Genomic DNA, 15,812 nt, shown 5'->3' with positions numbered 1-15,812 from the left:
GGGACTTCGCGCAACGCGACACGTAAAGGAAGGGAGTCACGCGACCATGATCAAGGACGTGCTCATCGTCTGCCATGCCAATGTTTGCCGCTCGCCCGCGGCCGAGCAGCTCTTTCGGGCACGCCTGCGCGAGCAGAGAGGCGCACGGGCGGGCGAGTTTCATTCGGCGGGCCTGCGTGCGCGCGACGGCGACGACATGGACCCCGTGATGCAGTGGCTGCTCGCCGAGCGCGGCGTGCAGGTGGGCGAGCATCAGTCGCGCCGCCTCACGAGCCGCCTCGTGCGCTGCGCCGATCTCGTGCTGGTGACGGAGCGCCGCCAGGTGGCCGAGGTCGAGCGCATTGAACCGACCGCGCGCGGCAAGGTGTATGCGCTCGGTAACTGGGAGAACTCCGATGTCGCCGATCCGCATGGTCTCCATGAGTCGGCGTATCGCGACAGTCTCGAATTGATGGATCGCATGGTTAAGGGATGGCTGAGCCGAATATGCCAATGACAAAACTGAAACTGATGGCGGCGGTCGCGTTGAGCGCCTTCGTTTCCGCGTGCGCAACGGCGCCCGGCAACTATCTCGACACGTCGAGCCTGAAAGAAGAGCCGAACAACCAGCCGCAGCAGCAATTCAACGTGCAGCTCATCACCGCGCAGGTGGTGATGCAGCAGGCGCAGGCCGCCGCGGCGGCGCCGAAAGAGGCGCTGCCGCCCTCGAAATTCACGAGCGCCGCCAATTACGTCTATCACATCGCGCCGCAGGACATTCTCGGCGTGACCGTGTTCGACCACCCGGAGCTCTCGACGCCGCAAGGCTCGACGTTCTCGACGGGCGGCAACACCACGCAAACCGTGGGGCAGGCGCTCACGCAGCCCTACACGAACGCGCTGCCGGGACAGGCCGACCCCTACGGGCAGACCGTGGCCAGGGACGGCACGATCTTTTTCCCGTTCGTGGGCCGCATCATGGCCGCGGGCAAGACGCCCGGCCAGATACGCGACCAGCTTGCAGCGGGACTCGGGCCGTACGTGAAGAATCCGCAGGTGGATGTGCGCGTGCTCGCGTATCGCAGCCAGAAGGTGCAGGTCACGGGCGACGTGAAAACGCCGGGCCCGCTCGCCGTGAGCGACGTGCCGCTCACGCTCGTCGACGCGATTACGCGCTCGGGCGGCACGACCGACAACGCCGACATCAACCGCGTGCGTCTCACGCGTGGCGGCAAGCGCTACGTTCTCGACGCGAACCGCATGCTCGACGGCGGCGATTCGAGCCAGGACGTGATGCTGCAGGACGGCGACGTCATCAATATTCCAGATCGTTCGGATAGCAGAATATTCGTCATGGGCGAGGTGAAGACGCCGATGCAGACGGGCCTTATCCGCGGCAACCTCACGATCGCCGATGCGCTCACGCAGGCGGGCGGCATTCTCGATACCGACGCGAACCCGCGCCAGATCTTTGTGATGCGCGGCATGAAGGACAACCCAACGCAGCCGGAAATCTACCGGCTCGACATGACCAAGCCCGACGCGATCATGCTTTCGTCGCAGTTCCAGCTCAAGCCGCTGGATGTGGTGTACGTGGGCACGGCCGCTTCGACGACCTTCAACCGTGTGTTGCAGCAGGTGCTGCCGACCATCCAGACCGTCTTCTACCTGAAGCAGATCACGCGCTGAGCGCGCGGGACCGACGAGCTTCGGAAGAAGATGCGAAGAGCAACACCTGATAAACGGGATCGAATCGTGAGCACTCAAGCCAATAGCCAGGCGGCCCCGGCGGCCCGCACCGAGGAAGAGGACGTGGTCCTCGGCCAGTTGCTGCGCGTCATCATCGACGACATCGGCTGGCTCATCGCCATCGCTGCGGCGGTCGTCGCCATCGCCGTGTTTTACTGCTATGTCGCGAAACCGGTCTATACGGCCGACACCCAGGTGCGCGTGGAGCCTTCCGACTACACGTCGCAGGCCCTCACACAAACGCAAACGGGCGCGAACATCAGCTCGGGACCCTCGTCGGGCAGTCTGCCAACCGACGCCGAGATCCAGATGATGAAGAGCCGCAGCGTGGTCGAGCCGGTCGTGAAGCAATTCAAGCTGAACACCACGGTCTCGCCGGTCACGCTGCCCGTGATCGGCAGCCTCGCCGCGCGGCTCGCCACGCCGGGCACGCCTTCGCGTCCGTGGTTCGGCCTCGCTTCGTATGCGTGGGGCGGCGAAGTGGCGGACATCGACTCGATCGAGGTTACGCCCGACCTCGAGGGCAAGAAGCTCACGCTCACCGCGCTCGACAGCGGCCGCTACGTGATCTCGACCCCGGACGGCGCGCGCCTGCTCGAAGGCGCCGTGGGTCAGGTCGAGCAGGGCGGCGGCGTGAAGCTGCTCGTGAACAAGCTCACGGCGCGCCCCGGCACGCGCTTCACGGTCGTGCGCATGAACGACCTCGACGCGATCAGCGCGTTCCAGAACGCGATCCAGGTCCAGGAGCAGGGCAAGCAGACGGGCGTGATCGACATTTCGCTCGAAGACAACGACCCCGGGCACGCAGCGGCGGTGGCCAACGCGGTGGCGCAGTCGTATCTGCGCGAGCACGTGGCCACCAAGCAGGCCGACGCGAGCAAGATGCTCGATTTCCTGCGCAGCGAGCAGCCGCGCCTGAAGGCCGATCTCGAGAACGCCGAAGCGGCGCTCACGGCTTACCAGAGCAAGTCTGGGTCGATCAACGCGAGCGACGAAGCGAAGATCTACCTTGACGGCAGCGTGCAGTACGAGCAGCAGATTTCGGCGCTGCAACTGCAGATCGCCTCGCTGCAACAGCGCTTTGGCGACCAGCATCCGGTGCTGATCGCGGCGCGCCAGCAGCTCGCACAATTGCAGGGCGAGCGCGCGAAGTACGACACGAAGTTCCGCGATCTGCCCGCAACCGAGGTGAAGGCCGTGCAACTGCAGCGCGACGCGAAGGTGGCCGAAGACATCTACGTGCTGCTGCTCAATCGCATCCAGGAGCTCTCCGTGCAGCGCGTGGGCACGGGCGGCAACGTGCATATCGTCGATCCGGCCATGCGGCCCGGCAAGCCTTCGAAGCCGAAGAAGCTGCTTATCATTTCGGCGGCGTCGCTGCTCGGCGTCATTCTTGGCACCGGCTTCGTGCTCATGCGCCGCAACATGTTCAAGGGCATCGTCGATCCAGACCAGATCGAGCGCGCGTTCCAGTTGCCCGTGTACGGTCTCGTGCCGCTTTCGCCGGAACAGACGGCGCTCGAAAAGCGCGCGCCCGTGCGGGGCGGCACGCGCCTGCGCGAAGTGCTCGCCAACGCGCACCCGAAGGACCTCACGGTCGAAAGCCTGCGCAGTCTGCGTACGTCGCTTCAGTTCAGCGTGATGGACGCGCGCAATCGCGTAGTCGTACTGACGGGTTCGGTGCCCGGCGTCGGAAAGAGCTTCCTCACGGCGAATCTTGCCGTGCTGCTCGCACATTCGGGCAAGCGCGTGCTGATGATCGACGGCGACATGCGCCGCGGCGCGCTCGAACGCTATCTGGGCGGTCCGCAGGAAAACGGTTTCTCCGAACTGCTCTCGGGGCAGATCGCGCTGGACGAGGCTATTCGCGCGACCGAAGTGGACAACCTGCACTTCATCTCGTGCGGTCGTCGTCCGCCCAATCCTTCGGAGCTCCTGATGTCGCCGCGTCTCGGCCAATACCTCGAAGGTCTCTCGAACCGCTACGACGTGCTGCTCATCGATACGCCGCCGGTACTCGCGGTGACCGATGCCGCCATCATCGGCGGCCACGCGGGCTCGACTTTTCTCGTGCTGCGCTCGGGCATGCACACAGAAGGCGAAATTGCCGACGCGCTCAAGCGTCTTCGCAACGCGGGTGTGCGCGTGCAGGGCGGCGTGTTCAACGGCGTGCCGGCGCGTACGCGGGGCAACTACGGCTATGGCTACGCGAATGTGCGCGAATACCTGAGCGCATGACGCGCGCGCAGCCCGGAAAAGCAAAGGAGAACACGAGATGAAAGTAACCGTGCTCGTGCCGACGTATCGGCGTCCTGACGATCTGTCGCGCTGTCTTTCGGCGCTCATGCGCCAGCAGCGAGCGCCCGAGCAGATCGTGGTGGTCGCGCGCGCCGACGACGAGGCGACGCACGCATGCCTCGCCGGGCATGTCACGCCGCGCGTGCTCAACGTGGCGGTGGCCATCGTCGAGGAGCCGGGTCAGGTGGCGGCGCTCAATCGCGGCATCGAGGCCGCGACGGGCGACGTGATCGCCATCACCGACGACGACGCCGCACCGCGCGCCGACTGGGTGGCGCGCATCGCCGCGGCATTCGAAGCCGACCCGAAACTCGGCGCGTTGGGCGGCCGCGACTGGGTGCACGAAGGCGGACGCATGCTCGACGGCGAGCGCACGCTGGTCGGCAAGGTGCAGCGCTCGGGCCGCATCGTCGGCAACCATCATCTGGGCATCGGAAGCGCGCGCGAAGTCGATCTGCTCAAGGGCGCGAACATGAGCTATCGCCGCGAGGCAATCGGCGACCGGCGGTTCGACCGGCGCTTGCGCGGCAGCGGCGCGCAGACGCACAACGACATGGCCTTCAGCATGAGCGTGAAGCGCGCGGGCTGGAAGCTCGTGTACGACCCCCTCGTGGCTGTCGATCACTACCCCGCGCCGCGCCCGGGCGAAGACCCGCGCAACGCGCAGACGCTCGCCTCGATCCGTAATGCGGCCTACAACCTGCATCTGATCCTGCTTGGCCATCTCACGCCGCTGCGCCGGGAAACTGCCTGGTGGTGGTATGCGCTGGTTGGCACGCGCGTCTATCCTGGCCTCGTGCATGCGGGCCTGAGCGCCTTGCGCGGCGGCTCCGCAGCAGCGGCCTTTGCCCGCTGGCGCGCGGTGCGCGGCGGTGCACGAGAGGCGCGCCGCGCGCTCGTCTGAGCGGCGCGGCCAACCACTACACGGAGGACCCCGAATGAGCGGCACGCAAGTCCACGTCCACCTTTTCCATGGCGCCGATCCGCGCCGCTATCGCAAAGGCGAGAACATCGGCAGCCTGTATGGCTACCATCACGCGGAATCTGCGGAATTCGCGCTCAACTATGCGCAGGACGCGAGCGAGAGCACGCCGGTGCGCTTCATGCGTCGAGGGCTGAAGGCCGCGCTCGGCTTCGACTTCGTCCACGCATGGCGAAATCGCCGCGCCATTTTGCAGTCCGATGTAATCTGGACGCATACCGAGCAGGAGCATCTCGCCGTGGCGCTGGTGCTGCTGATGAACGCGAAGAAGGGCGGCGCGCGTCCGCTGCTGCTCGCGCAAAGCGTGTGGCTGCTCGATCGCTGGCCGGGCTACGGTGCGCTGCGCCGTGCCGTCTATCGCCGGTTGCTCGGGCGCGCTGACCTGCTTACCACGCTCGCGAGCGAGAATGCCGCGCTTTGTCGCGACTATTTCGGGCGTGACGCGCGTCACGTGCTCTACGGTCTGAACACCAGCGACTTTCCGTTGCAGCCGCCTTCGCACTGGAAGCCGCACACGCCGGTACGCGTGGCCGCGATCGGCAACGACCGCGACCGCGACTGGACTACGCTCGTCGGCGCGCTCGGCAACGATTCGCGCTATCAGGTGCGCATTGCCACGCGGCGGCGCATGCCCGCTTCGGCGCGCGCGTCGAATGTGGAGATCGTCCGCGTTTCGGGCATCCAGCAACAGCATGCGCTCTATGACTGGGCCGATCTGATCGCGGTGCCGCTGCGTCCCAACACGCACGCTTCGGGCATCACGGTGATGCTCGAAGCGGCTGCGCTAGGCAAACCGATGATCGCGACGAAGGTAGGCGCGCTCGAAGACTACTTCGACGAAAAGGCTGTCTCCTATGTCGAGCCGTTCGACGCGCAGCAGTTGCGCGACGCGGCGAACAGGCTCGCGGCCGACCCGGCGCGCGCGCTCGAACAGGCGCGCGAGGCTTGCGAGCAGTTGCGCACACGCGATCTCACGACGCAGAATTTCGCGCGCCAGCACGCGCAGCTCACGCGCGAAATGCTGCACGAACGCGATGTGCTCAACGGCGGGGCACTGGCTGGCGACACTCGATCCGCTAGCGTGGCCGCGGGCGGGACGTGATATGCGCGCAACGACCGCTATTCACGTACCGGTGCCGCCGCCACCGGCGGGCGAGCGAAGCGGCGGCCGCAGCGGTTTGCGCCGCGCATTCGGCCGCGATACGCTGCCGCCGCTCGCCTTATGGCTGCTCACGGCGCTCCTGATCGGCGCGCACCAGGGCACCGTGCTCACGCTCGCGTTTCCCGTGCTCTCGATCGCGACAGGCCTGTGGCTCTACTTCGTGAACCCGGTACGCTACATCGGCTTCATGTGGTGGCTGTGGTTCCTGAGCCCCGAAGTGCGGCGGCTTGCCGACTATGGCAAGGGTGCGTTCACGCCCACGAGCCTTATTCAGGTCGCGCCGCTCGCCGTCACGATGATCAGCGGCATTTCGCTGATTCGCTATTACCCGATTCTCGCGCAACGGCGCGGCCTGCCGCTGCTGCTGGCACTCCTCGGTATCGGGTATGCGTTCGTGGTGGGCGTGGTGGGGAGCGGCCCGGCCGCAGCCGTCTACGATTTGGCGAACTGGATCTATCCGTTCCTGATCGGTTTTCACATCATGGTGCTTACGCGTCAGTATCCCGAGTGTCGCGAGACCATCGTCAACACCTTCATCTACGGCATGCTCGTAATGGGCGCATACGGTCTCGTGCAGTTCTTCATCATGCCGCCGTGGGACGCGATGTGGATGATCGGCTCGGACATGAACTCGCAGGGCGACCCCGTTCCGCTCGGCGTGCGCGTGTTCAGCACGATGAATTCTTCGGGCCCGTTCGCGTTCGCGATGATGGGCGCGATGGTGTTCGTGATGGCCGCGAAGCACCGCGTGCGCTGGGTCGCGGCGGCGTTCGGCTTCTTTTCGTTCGCGCTCTCGCTGGTGCGCTCCACGTGGGGCGGCTGGGCCATCGCCATGCTGATCCAGCTGATGAAGTCGAGCAACAAGGTGCGCATTCGCATCATCGTCAGCGCGGTCGTGCTCGCGGGCGTGTGCGTGCCGCTGCTCACTTTCGGTCCCGTCGCGGACCGCATGCAGCAGCGTCTGAACACGCTCGTCAATCTGGGCGATGACCAGAGCTACGAGGCGCGCAACCAGTTCTACGCAGACTTCGCGAAAACGGCCTTTACCGACGTGACCGGCGAGGGCCTCGGCGCAACCGGCGCTTCGACGAAGCTGTCTAGCAACAACGGCGAACTGGGCAAGTACGGCAGCTTCGACAGCGGTGTGATGAACATTCCGTTCGTGCTCGGCTGGCCCGGCACGCTGCTCTACATGTCGGGCGTGCTGTGGCTGCTCGCGCGCGCCGTGCGTGTGTCGCTGCGCATGCCCGAAGACCGCTACGTCTGCGCGTGCCTGAGCCTCGCCATGTCGATTTTCGCGATGCTCGTGTTCACCAACTCGCTCGTCGGCACGGGCGGCCTGCTGCTTTTTTCGAGTGTGTTTTCCATTCTCAGCGCGGGGCACTGGCGCAAGCTCGACCGCCGCCAGGCCCTTACCACGGAGGTCTCCGATTGAGAGTCGCAATCGTCACGCATGTCGTGCGCCACAACGACGGCCAGGGCCGCGTCAATCATGAAATCGCGCGCGCCGCGCTCGACGAAGGGTTCGAGGTGACGCTGGTCGCCTCGCATGTCGCGCCCGAGCTGCTCGCGCGCCCGAACGTAAAATGGGTGCGCGTGCAACCGTCGCGCGCGTGGCCCACGAATTTGCTGCGTCAGCAGGTATTCGCGCTGAAAAGCGCGCTGTGGCTGCGCCGCCACCGGCGCGACTACGACGTGCTCCATGTGAACGGTTTCATCACGTGGGCGCACGCCGACGTCAATACCGCCCACTTCGTGCACGGCGGCTGGGCGCGCAGCAAGTATTATCCGTTCGGACTCACGCGTGGCGTGTGGTCGGCTTATCAGTTCGTCTACACGCGCGCGAACGCGTTGCTCGAGCGCTGGGCGTACCGGCGCTCACGCGTGATCGCCGCCGTTTCCCGCAAGGTCGCCGACGAAATCCGCGCTTCGGGCGGCCATCCCGTGGAGCGCCTCGACGTGATCTACAACGGCGTGGACACGCGCGGCTTTTCCGCTGCGATCGCTGATCGTGCGAGGTTTTCGCTGCCCGCCGAAGCGTTTCTGCTGCTCTTCGTGGGCGATCTGCGCACGCCGCGCAAGAACCTTGGCACCGTACTGCACGCGCTCAAGCAGATGCCCGGCAACGTGCATCTGGCGGTTGCCGGCTATCTGCCGGGCAGCCCGTATCCCGATCTCGCGCGCGAGCTTGGCATCGAGTCACGCGTGCATTTTCTCGATCTTGTCCGCGAGATGCCGACGCTGATGCGCTCGGTCGATACCTACGTTTTTCCTTCGCGCTACGAAGCAATGAGCCTTTCGCTGCTCGAAGCGATGGCGGCGGGCTTGCCCGTGGTCACGGCGCGCACCGCGGGCGGCGCGGAAATCATCACGCCCGAGTGCGGCATCGTGCTCGAGGACCCCGACGATGTGCCGGCGCTCGCCAACGCCGTGAAGGCGCTCGCGGCCGATACGCCGCGCCGCCTCGCCATGGGCGAAGCCGCGGCGGAACTGGCCGGGCAGTTCGGCTGGGCCCGCATGGCGGCGCAATACATCGCGCTCTACCGGCAGCTCGCGGGCGACGAGAGTGCGGCGGTGCTCCGCGAAAAACCCGCGTTCGCCGCCGCGACGCTGCCGGGCGGGCAACCGCTGCGGCGCGCGGAAACCCCCTGATAACCGCATACGTGCAGAACAAGGACACGCGATGACGACACAATCCATCCATTCTCTCCAGATCGGCATGCACTGGTTTCCCGAGCGCGCAGGCGGCCTCGATCGCATGTACCACTCACTGGTTGGCGCGCTGCCCGGCGCGGGCGTGCGCGTGCGCGGCGTCGTGGCCGGTTCGCCGAAGGTAGCCGAAGACAGCGGCGGCGCGATTCACGGCTTCGGTTCCGCTTCGCGCTCGCTCCCATTTCGTCTGATGGACGCGCGCCGCGCGTTGCGCCGCGAGATCCGGCGCCATCGGCCCGACGTGATTTCCTCGCATTTCGCGCTTTACACGTTCCCCGGTCTCGACGTCACGCGTGGTATTCCGCAGGTCTCGCATTTCCAGGGACCGTGGGCCGACGAGAGCCTCGTGGAGGGCGCGGCCACGCTGAGCCAGCGCATCAAACATTCGCTGGAGCAATCGGTGTACGAGCGCTCGTCGCGCCTCATCGTGCTTTCGAAAGCGTTTGGCGACATTCTCACGCGGCGCTACGGCATCTCGCCGGAGCGCGTGCGCATTGTGCCCGGCTGCGTGGACACCGCGCATTTCGATCCGGCCTGCACGGCCGCGGAGGCGCGTCTGAAGCTCCAGCTGCCGCAAGGCCGTCCGATCATTCTGGCCGTTCGCCGTCTCGTGCGTCGCATGGGACTCGAGGACCTCATCGACGCGATCGGGACGGTGAAGCGACGCCACCCGGACGTGCTCCTGCTGATCGCGGGGCGCGGCCGTCTGGAGTCCGAACTTCAGCAGCGCATCGACGAAGCGGGCCTCGCCGACAACGTGAAGCTGCTCGGCTTCGTCCCCGACGCGCACCTGCCTTCGCTCTATCGGGCCGCTACGCTGAGCGCGGTTCCCACCGTCGCGCTGGAGGGCTTCGGCCTGATCACGGTGGAGTCGCTTTCGGCTGGCACGCCCGTGCTCGTCACGCCTGTGGGGGGCTTGCCGGAAGCGGTGGCCAGTCTGTCGCAGGATCTCGTGCTGCCGGCCACGGGCGCGAACGCGATCGCCGAAGGCATCGACGGCGCGCTCTCGGGTCGCATCAAGCTGCCGGACGAAAACGCATGCAAACGCTATGCGCGCGAGCATTTCGACAACGCCGTGATCGCGAAGCGCGTGGCGGGCGTCTATGCGGAAGCGATTGCGGCGCATTGAAGCGTCCGCATCGAAGCGTCGATTGAACAAAGTAAGACCGCCGCCCGGGAGAGCGGCGGTTTATTCGTAGAACGGAGGAACGTGGATATGCGTCGCGTCATTGCGTTTCGAGCAGACGCTCGCGGGCTTCCTCGTACATCCAGCGCAACGTGTCCTCGAGATGCTTGCGGGAGGTGTCGCCGACGATCGAGCGAAGCTTCGCGTTCGATCCGACCAGCTGACGCACCTCGTTGGCCCGCACGAAGCGCGGATCGACGTGCACGTCGATCTCGTAGCCTGCAATGCGCGCCAGCATGTCGAGCAGCGCGCCGAGCGTATGACCGCTGCCCGAGCAGACGTTGACCGTCGCGCCGCGCGGCGCGGCTTCGATGAGCCGCGCATAGGCATGCACGATGTCGCGCACATCGGAGAAGTCGCGGGCCACGTGGACGTTGCCGAGTGAAATGCGCTTTTCGCCGCGTGCATAGTGCTCGATGATCTTCGGGATCAGAAAATCGGGCGACTGGCCCACACCCGTATAGTTGAACGGGCGCGCGACGATGAGCGGCAATTGCGCTTCCCAGCGCTTCGCGACGTACTCCATCGCGAGCTTGCTCACCGCGTAGTCGTTGGCGGGCTGCGGCGCGACCTGTTCGTCGATGATGCCGTTCGTGGCGTTGCCGTAAATGTTGGCGCTGCTCGCCAGCAACACGGCGCGCGGCACGTGCCGTACGTGCGCGAGCGCTTCGAGCAGGTTGCGCGTACCGACCACGTTTACGACGTAGGTGCGTGCAACGTCGCTGTCGGCCACGTGGGCCACTGCGGCGAGATGCACGACCACGTCGGGCTGCACGGCTTCCACCGCGTGCGCGATGGCGCCGCGATCGAGCAGGTCCGCTTCGATCGCGGTGGCGCCGAACGGAAAGGCTTCCTCGCTCAGCGACTCGCCGGACCGCACGGTCCCCGATACGTGGTATCCGTCCGCCGCGAGGCGGGCGGCCATGTAGCGGCCCGTAAAGCCGCCAATGCCCGTGATGAGCGCGCGCGGACGGCTTGCGGGATCAGAATGTGTCATGGCGTTCGTTGCGCGCGAGGTCGGCAGTTACCATCATCTGGCAGAGCTGTTCGAGCGAAGTCTGCGGCTGCCAGCCGAGTTTTTTCCGGGCCTTGGCCGCGTCGCCAATGAGCAGATCGACTTCCGCGGGGCGATAGTAGCGCGGGCTCACGCGCACGAGCGTGCGGCCCGTGGCGACGCAAATGCCGGTTTCGCGTTCGCCCCGGCCCGACCATTCGAGCTGGAATCCGGCTGCGGTGAAGGCCATTTTCACGAAGTCGCGCACGGTTTCGGTGCGGCCCGTGGCAAGTACGTAGGTATCCGGATCATCGGCCTGCAGCATGCGCCACATGCCTTCGACATATTCGGAGGCATATCCCCAGTCGCGTTTCGCGTCTAGGTTGCCGAGTTCGAGCATGTTCTGCTTGCCGAGCTTGATTTTCGCGACCGTGTCGGTGATCTTGCGCGTGACGAACTCGCGTCCGCGCAGCGGTGACTCGTGGTTGAAGAGAATGCCGCTCGTCGCGAAGATGTCGTAAGACTCGCGATAGTTGACGGTGGACCAGTGCGCGAACAGCTTGGCGATGCCATAGGGGCTGCGCGGATAGAACGCGGTGTTCTCGCATTGAGGAATGGCCTGGACCTTGCCGAACATTTCGGAGGTCGAAGCTTGATAGAAGCGCGTTTTGGGATTCACCACGCGAATGGCTTCGAGCAGGTTCAGCGCGCCGATGCCGGTGACTTCGGCGGTGGTGACGGGCTGGTCGAACGACACGCCCACGAAGCTCTGCGCGGCCAGGTTGTAGATCTCGCCGGCTTCCGAGCGCTCGACGAGACGCATGGTCGAGCCCGCGTCGGTGAGATCGTGCTCGACGAGTTCGAGCGAGGGATGGTCGAGGATCGCCAGCTCGTTCATGCGCCAGAAGTTGACGGAGCTGGTGCGGCGATAGGTGCCGGTGACCTTGTAGCCTTTATCGAGCAGGAGGCGCGTGAGGTAGGCGCCGTCCTGGCCGGAAACACCGGTGATGATCGCATTGCGACGTTCGTTCATGTGATGTGCCTTTGAAGTATCGAACGGGATTCGGGAACTACGATTGCGGACTCGACTGGCTCACGCGCGCGGCCAGATGCGCCGGCCCGGTTATCGGGCGGCGGCGCGCGCCGCGCGTGAGGCGGCGCTCGAAAAGGAACCAGCTCGCGCTTGCATAGGCGAGCGTGAGGACGAGCGCAATCGCGGCGCTCGTAATACGGCCGTAGTGCAGAGGCCACACGGCGTACAGAATCGTGAGATGGATCAGATAGACCGTGTAGCTGATGGTGCCGACATAAACGAGCACCGGGTTGCTCAGCACGCGCCGCACGAAGCCTTTGGACTGCAGCGCATACACGACGATGGAGGTGCAGAGCACGAGCGAAACGCTGTAGAGCAGCGCATTGGAAAGCGGCGTATTCATGCCTCTAAAGTGCGGGTAGTGCAGATGCAGCCATGCCAGCACGCCAAGCGCCGCGAAGAACAGCACTGCGGCGGGCACCTTGAACGGCTCGAGCGCGTCGCGGTCGCGGCGCACGAGCACTGCGAGCAATGCGCCCGAGGCGAGCAGGTCCATGCGGAACGGCGTGAGGTAGTAGATCGGCCAGTACGAGTCGAACCACGGCGTCGCGACGGCGCGCAGCACGGGCACGAGGAAGATGAGCGCTGCGGCCACGACGGCCATTAGCCTCTGCGGCAGGAGCAGCACCACGAAGGGCCACACGATGTAGAACTGCTCCTCCACGGCGAGCGACCAGAGAATGTTGAGGCTGTCGTGCCCGCTTTGTCCGAGCGCGTCGCCGATATTGGTGGCGAAGAACGCATACCAGGGCCAGTAATGTGCCCAGCCAAAGCCGAACAACAGCGACGACACCGCGAGCAACAGCACGTAAGGCGGCAGGATGCGGCGCACCCGGCGCGCATAGAAGTAGCTGAAATACGACTGCCCGCGCGCCTTGCGCTCGAGCAGGATGCCGGTGATGAGAAAGCCGCTCAAAACGAAGAACAGGTCGACGCCCATCCACAGCGGCGCGTGCAATGCGTGCTGCGCGAATACGGCGAGCACGGCGAACGCGCGCAAACCGTCCAGCTGGACGATGCGGTGAGCATGATCGGCAGGGCTGCCAGGGTAGCTGACTGGGCGGCTAACGGTCATCGGTTCTCCGGTGGGTTCATGCATGCGCAGTCGCGTGCACGGTGCGATTCATTCTAGGAAGAATTAATTGCGCAAAAACCGGAAATATATCGACGCCGGTTTTTAAAAGTAAACGCGTGAATTTGCGCGATATGAAATGGGCGTTGTCGTGCGGAAATCGGGTCAATATTCCGTTGCATAAGGCTTCCCGTTTGCGTGTCCGTCTCGCCTGATTTATTTTTTAGTTGTGCGGAAATGGCTCGTAAATGACGAATTTTTTTGAATTATTTTCCGCTTTTTAGGGGTAATTTTTCACGCGGTTTGTGCGGCATGATCCTGGCAGATCGCCGTCTTCAGACCGGAGGAATTGCCTTGCCGTTATCGAATCCCGATCGCCGCTTGCGCAGGACGCTGGTGCTGGCCGCGATGTGCGCGTTCATCTGCACGTCGTCGGTCCAGACCATCGCCGCGCCGCAACTCAATGTGACGACCTCGTGGATCGGCAATACCTACGGTTACGGCCAGGGCACGTGGATGCAAATCAACGTCACGGCCATTGCGGTCACGCCCGAAGGCAAGGTGTTCACCAATGCGCCGTGGGATGAGAGTGGCGCCGAGATCAGCGCATACCAGGACGGCAAGGCGCTCGGCTTCGCGGGCGGCACGCATGGCTGGGGTGGCGCGGGCGGCAACGCAGTAGCCGTCAATCATCGCTACCTGTACGCGGCGGTGGGCGTGGGCAACGAGAAGGGACACCTGGTCGGCAACGGCATCTGGCCGGGAAAGGGCAGTCAGTGGTTCGGCGTCACGCGCAGGCCGCTCGACGAACCGAAGCGTGCCGCTGCGTTTCAGGCGTCGCCCGATCCGCTCAATCCGCATGCGCAGCTCGCAGGCGCGTTCCTGAAGATCAACGATGTGCCCATGGGCACGCAAGCGGACGTTGGGGGACTCGCGGCGACGGATTCGACGCTCTACGTGAGCAATACGCCGATGAACCGCATCGAGGTCTACGATGCGAACTCAATGCAGCGCAGGACGCAATGGGACGTGCAGGCGCCGGGCCGCATCGCGCTCGCGGGCGATGGCTCGCTGTGGGTGCTGACGGGCACGGACACGGGCAAAGGCAGCGCCCACGCGGCGCGCGTCGAGCACTATTCGGCGGACGGCAAGCAGCTCGACGACACGCTCACGCTGCCGGACGATTCGGTCGCGGTGGATGTGGCGGTCGATCCGCAGCAACGCGTGCTGATCGCCGACAACGGGCCACGCCAGCAGGTTCTTATCTATACGCGCAACGGCAAGACATGGGCGCAGAGCACTCCGCTCGGTGAAAGCGGCGGCATTTTCGCGGGCATTGCGGGGCGGCCGGGTCCGGCCCGTTTCAATGGCCTCACCGGCGTCGGAACCGACGCGCGCGGCAATATTTACGTTTCGACCAACGGGCTCGGCCCACAGCACGACGAGCGCGTCGGCGCGGGTCTCGGCGCGACGCTGGAAGCCTATACGCCCGCGGGCAAGCGCCTCTGGAACCTGGAAGGCCTGCTTTTCGTCGATGGCGCCTGGGTCGACCCGCAGCGGCCCAACAGCGTCTATACGGGCAACAAGCGTTTCGAGCTCGATCTGTCGAAGCCGCCGGGGCAGGACTGGAAATATGTCGGATTCCTTTCTAATCGTTTTCGCTATCCGGACGATCCGGTCTTCCACACCGACCAGTGGCCAGGGTTGCCTGCTGCGCGGGCATTGAACGGTCGTACGTTCCTGTTCCTCACCGACATGTACGCGGACCACCTGAAGATCTACCGCTTCGACGCACAGCGCGACGGCGAGACCGCGATTCCGTCCGGATTCATCGCGGGCCGTGGTCGCCCCGTGGAGCACGTGCCGAACGCGCCGCCCGGCGGCGACTGGATCTGGCGCGACACGAACGGCAACGGCGCTTTCGACTCCACCGAATTCACGCGCAATCCGGGCCGCGAGAAGCTGGGCGGAGGGTGGGGCTGGTGGATCGACACGCGCGGCGACATCTGGCGCGCGCGCGACGACAAGGGCATCTGGCGCTTTCGCTTCGGCGGCCTCGACGCGAAGGGCAATCCCGTTTACTCGTACGACAAGCTCGACAAATACGCGATACCGGCGCCGTTCACCGAAGTCCATCGCGCGATCTACGAGCCGCAGACCGACACGCTCTACGTGACGGGTTACACGGCCGATGCGCCGCATGATCCGGGCTTCTGGAAGGAAGCCGGGCGCGTGCTGGTGCGCTACGACAAGTGGTCGAGCGGCCATCCGGAGCAGCGCTACATGCTGCGCCTGCCGTGGGACCCGAAGGCCAGGCCGCCCGTCACGCCCGCGGGCCTCGCCGTGGAGGGACAGTACGTATTCGTGGTCGAGCCCGCGGGCAACGTGCATGTCTACGACAAGGACAGCGCGAAGGATATCGGCACCTTCGGCCCCGGACCCGAAGTGGGCCGCGCCTCGGGCTGGGTCGACGTGCCGTTCGGCATTACCGCGCATCGCCAGCCCGACGGCGAATACCTCGTGTTCGTAGAAGAAGACGCGCGCGGCAAGGTGCTCATGTACCGCTGGAAACCGGCCTGACCCTG

General features: G+C 65.3%; 12 protein-coding genes. 9 read left to right on the top strand and 3 right to left on the bottom strand.

Going from position 1 to position 15,812, the window contains the following annotated elements; translation table 11 throughout:
- The first annotated feature begins 46 nt into the window (after window positions 1-46).
- The 8 genes from BLU17_RS20575 to BLU17_RS20540 all read left to right on the top strand — a co-directional run bounded on the left by BLU17_RS20575 (window position 47) and on the right by BLU17_RS20540 (window position 10,011).
- A complete protein-coding gene (locus tag BLU17_RS20575; protein ID WP_092000493.1) occupies window positions 47-496 on the top strand; it encodes an arsenate reductase/protein-tyrosine-phosphatase family protein in 450 nt (149 codons plus the stop codon).
- Window positions 493-1,668: a polysaccharide biosynthesis/export family protein gene (locus BLU17_RS20570; RefSeq protein WP_092000491.1), complete on the top strand. Its 1,176-nt coding sequence runs from the start codon at window positions 493-495 to the stop codon at window positions 1,666-1,668. Before BLU17_RS20575 ends, BLU17_RS20570 begins: the two co-directional genes overlap by 4 nt.
- Window positions 1,669-1,731: 63 nt before the next feature.
- A complete protein-coding gene (locus BLU17_RS20565) occupies window positions 1,732-3,966 on the top strand; it encodes a polysaccharide biosynthesis tyrosine autokinase (RefSeq protein ID WP_176929156.1) in 2,235 nt (744 codons plus the stop codon).
- 37 nt (window positions 3,967-4,003) lie between these two features.
- Entirely contained in the window at window positions 4,004-4,930 is a 927-nt protein-coding gene (locus BLU17_RS20560; protein ID WP_092000487.1) for a glycosyltransferase family 2 protein, read from the top strand.
- A 34-nt stretch (window positions 4,931-4,964) separates the two neighbouring features.
- The gene (locus BLU17_RS20555) at window positions 4,965-6,110 is read left to right on the top strand and encodes a glycosyltransferase (protein WP_092000484.1); all 1,146 of its coding nucleotides are present in this window, start codon (window positions 4,965-4,967) and stop codon (window positions 6,108-6,110) included.
- A 1-nt stretch (window position 6,111) separates the two neighbouring features.
- Window positions 6,112-7,605 carry an O-antigen ligase family protein gene (locus tag BLU17_RS20550; RefSeq protein ID WP_092000483.1) on the top strand — a complete coding sequence of 498 codons (1,494 nt, stop codon included), beginning with the start codon at window positions 6,112-6,114 and terminating at the stop codon, window positions 7,603-7,605.
- The gene (locus BLU17_RS20545; protein ID WP_092000480.1) at window positions 7,602-8,822 is read left to right on the top strand and encodes a glycosyltransferase family 4 protein; all 1,221 of its coding nucleotides are present in this window, start codon (window positions 7,602-7,604) and stop codon (window positions 8,820-8,822) included. Before BLU17_RS20550 ends, BLU17_RS20545 begins: the two co-directional genes overlap by 4 nt.
- A 31-nt stretch (window positions 8,823-8,853) precedes the next feature.
- Entirely contained in the window at window positions 8,854-10,011 is a 1,158-nt protein-coding gene (locus BLU17_RS20540; RefSeq protein ID WP_092000478.1) for a glycosyltransferase family 4 protein, read from the top strand.
- 97 nt (window positions 10,012-10,108) lie between these two features.
- On the opposite strand, the gene BLU17_RS20535 is transcribed toward BLU17_RS20540, so the two are convergent.
- From BLU17_RS20535 to BLU17_RS20525, 3 genes are read right to left on the bottom strand one after another with little or no spacing between them, the layout of a single operon-like run.
- The gene (locus BLU17_RS20535; protein ID WP_092000475.1) at window positions 10,109-11,065 is read right to left on the bottom strand and encodes a GDP-mannose 4,6-dehydratase; all 957 of its coding nucleotides are present in this window, start codon (window positions 11,063-11,065) and stop codon (window positions 10,109-10,111) included.
- Window positions 11,052-12,095: a GDP-mannose 4,6-dehydratase gene (gene gmd, locus BLU17_RS20530; protein ID WP_092000473.1), complete on the bottom strand. Its 1,044-nt coding sequence runs from the start codon at window positions 12,093-12,095 to the stop codon at window positions 11,052-11,054. The genes BLU17_RS20535 and gmd overlap by 14 nt, the downstream gene beginning before the upstream one ends.
- Before the next feature lie 37 nt (window positions 12,096-12,132).
- Window positions 12,133-13,230 carry an acyltransferase family protein gene (locus BLU17_RS20525; protein WP_092000470.1) on the bottom strand — a complete coding sequence of 366 codons (1,098 nt, stop codon included), beginning with the start codon at window positions 13,228-13,230 and terminating at the stop codon, window positions 12,133-12,135.
- A 405-nt stretch (window positions 13,231-13,635) separates the two neighbouring features.
- On the opposite strand from BLU17_RS20525, the gene BLU17_RS20520 reads away from it, so the two are divergent.
- The gene (locus BLU17_RS20520; RefSeq protein ID WP_092000677.1) at window positions 13,636-15,807 is read left to right on the top strand and encodes an NHL repeat-containing protein; all 2,172 of its coding nucleotides are present in this window, start codon (window positions 13,636-13,638) and stop codon (window positions 15,805-15,807) included.
- Window positions 15,808-15,812 lie beyond the last annotated feature (5 nt).

Source organism: Paraburkholderia lycopersici, from assembly GCF_900096975.1.
In the GTDB taxonomy this organism is placed as follows: Bacteria; Pseudomonadota; Gammaproteobacteria; order Burkholderiales; family Burkholderiaceae; genus Paraburkholderia; species Paraburkholderia lycopersici.
The sequence above is the reverse complement of the archived record's forward strand: the minus strand, read 5'-3'. Positions and strand labels throughout refer to the sequence as shown.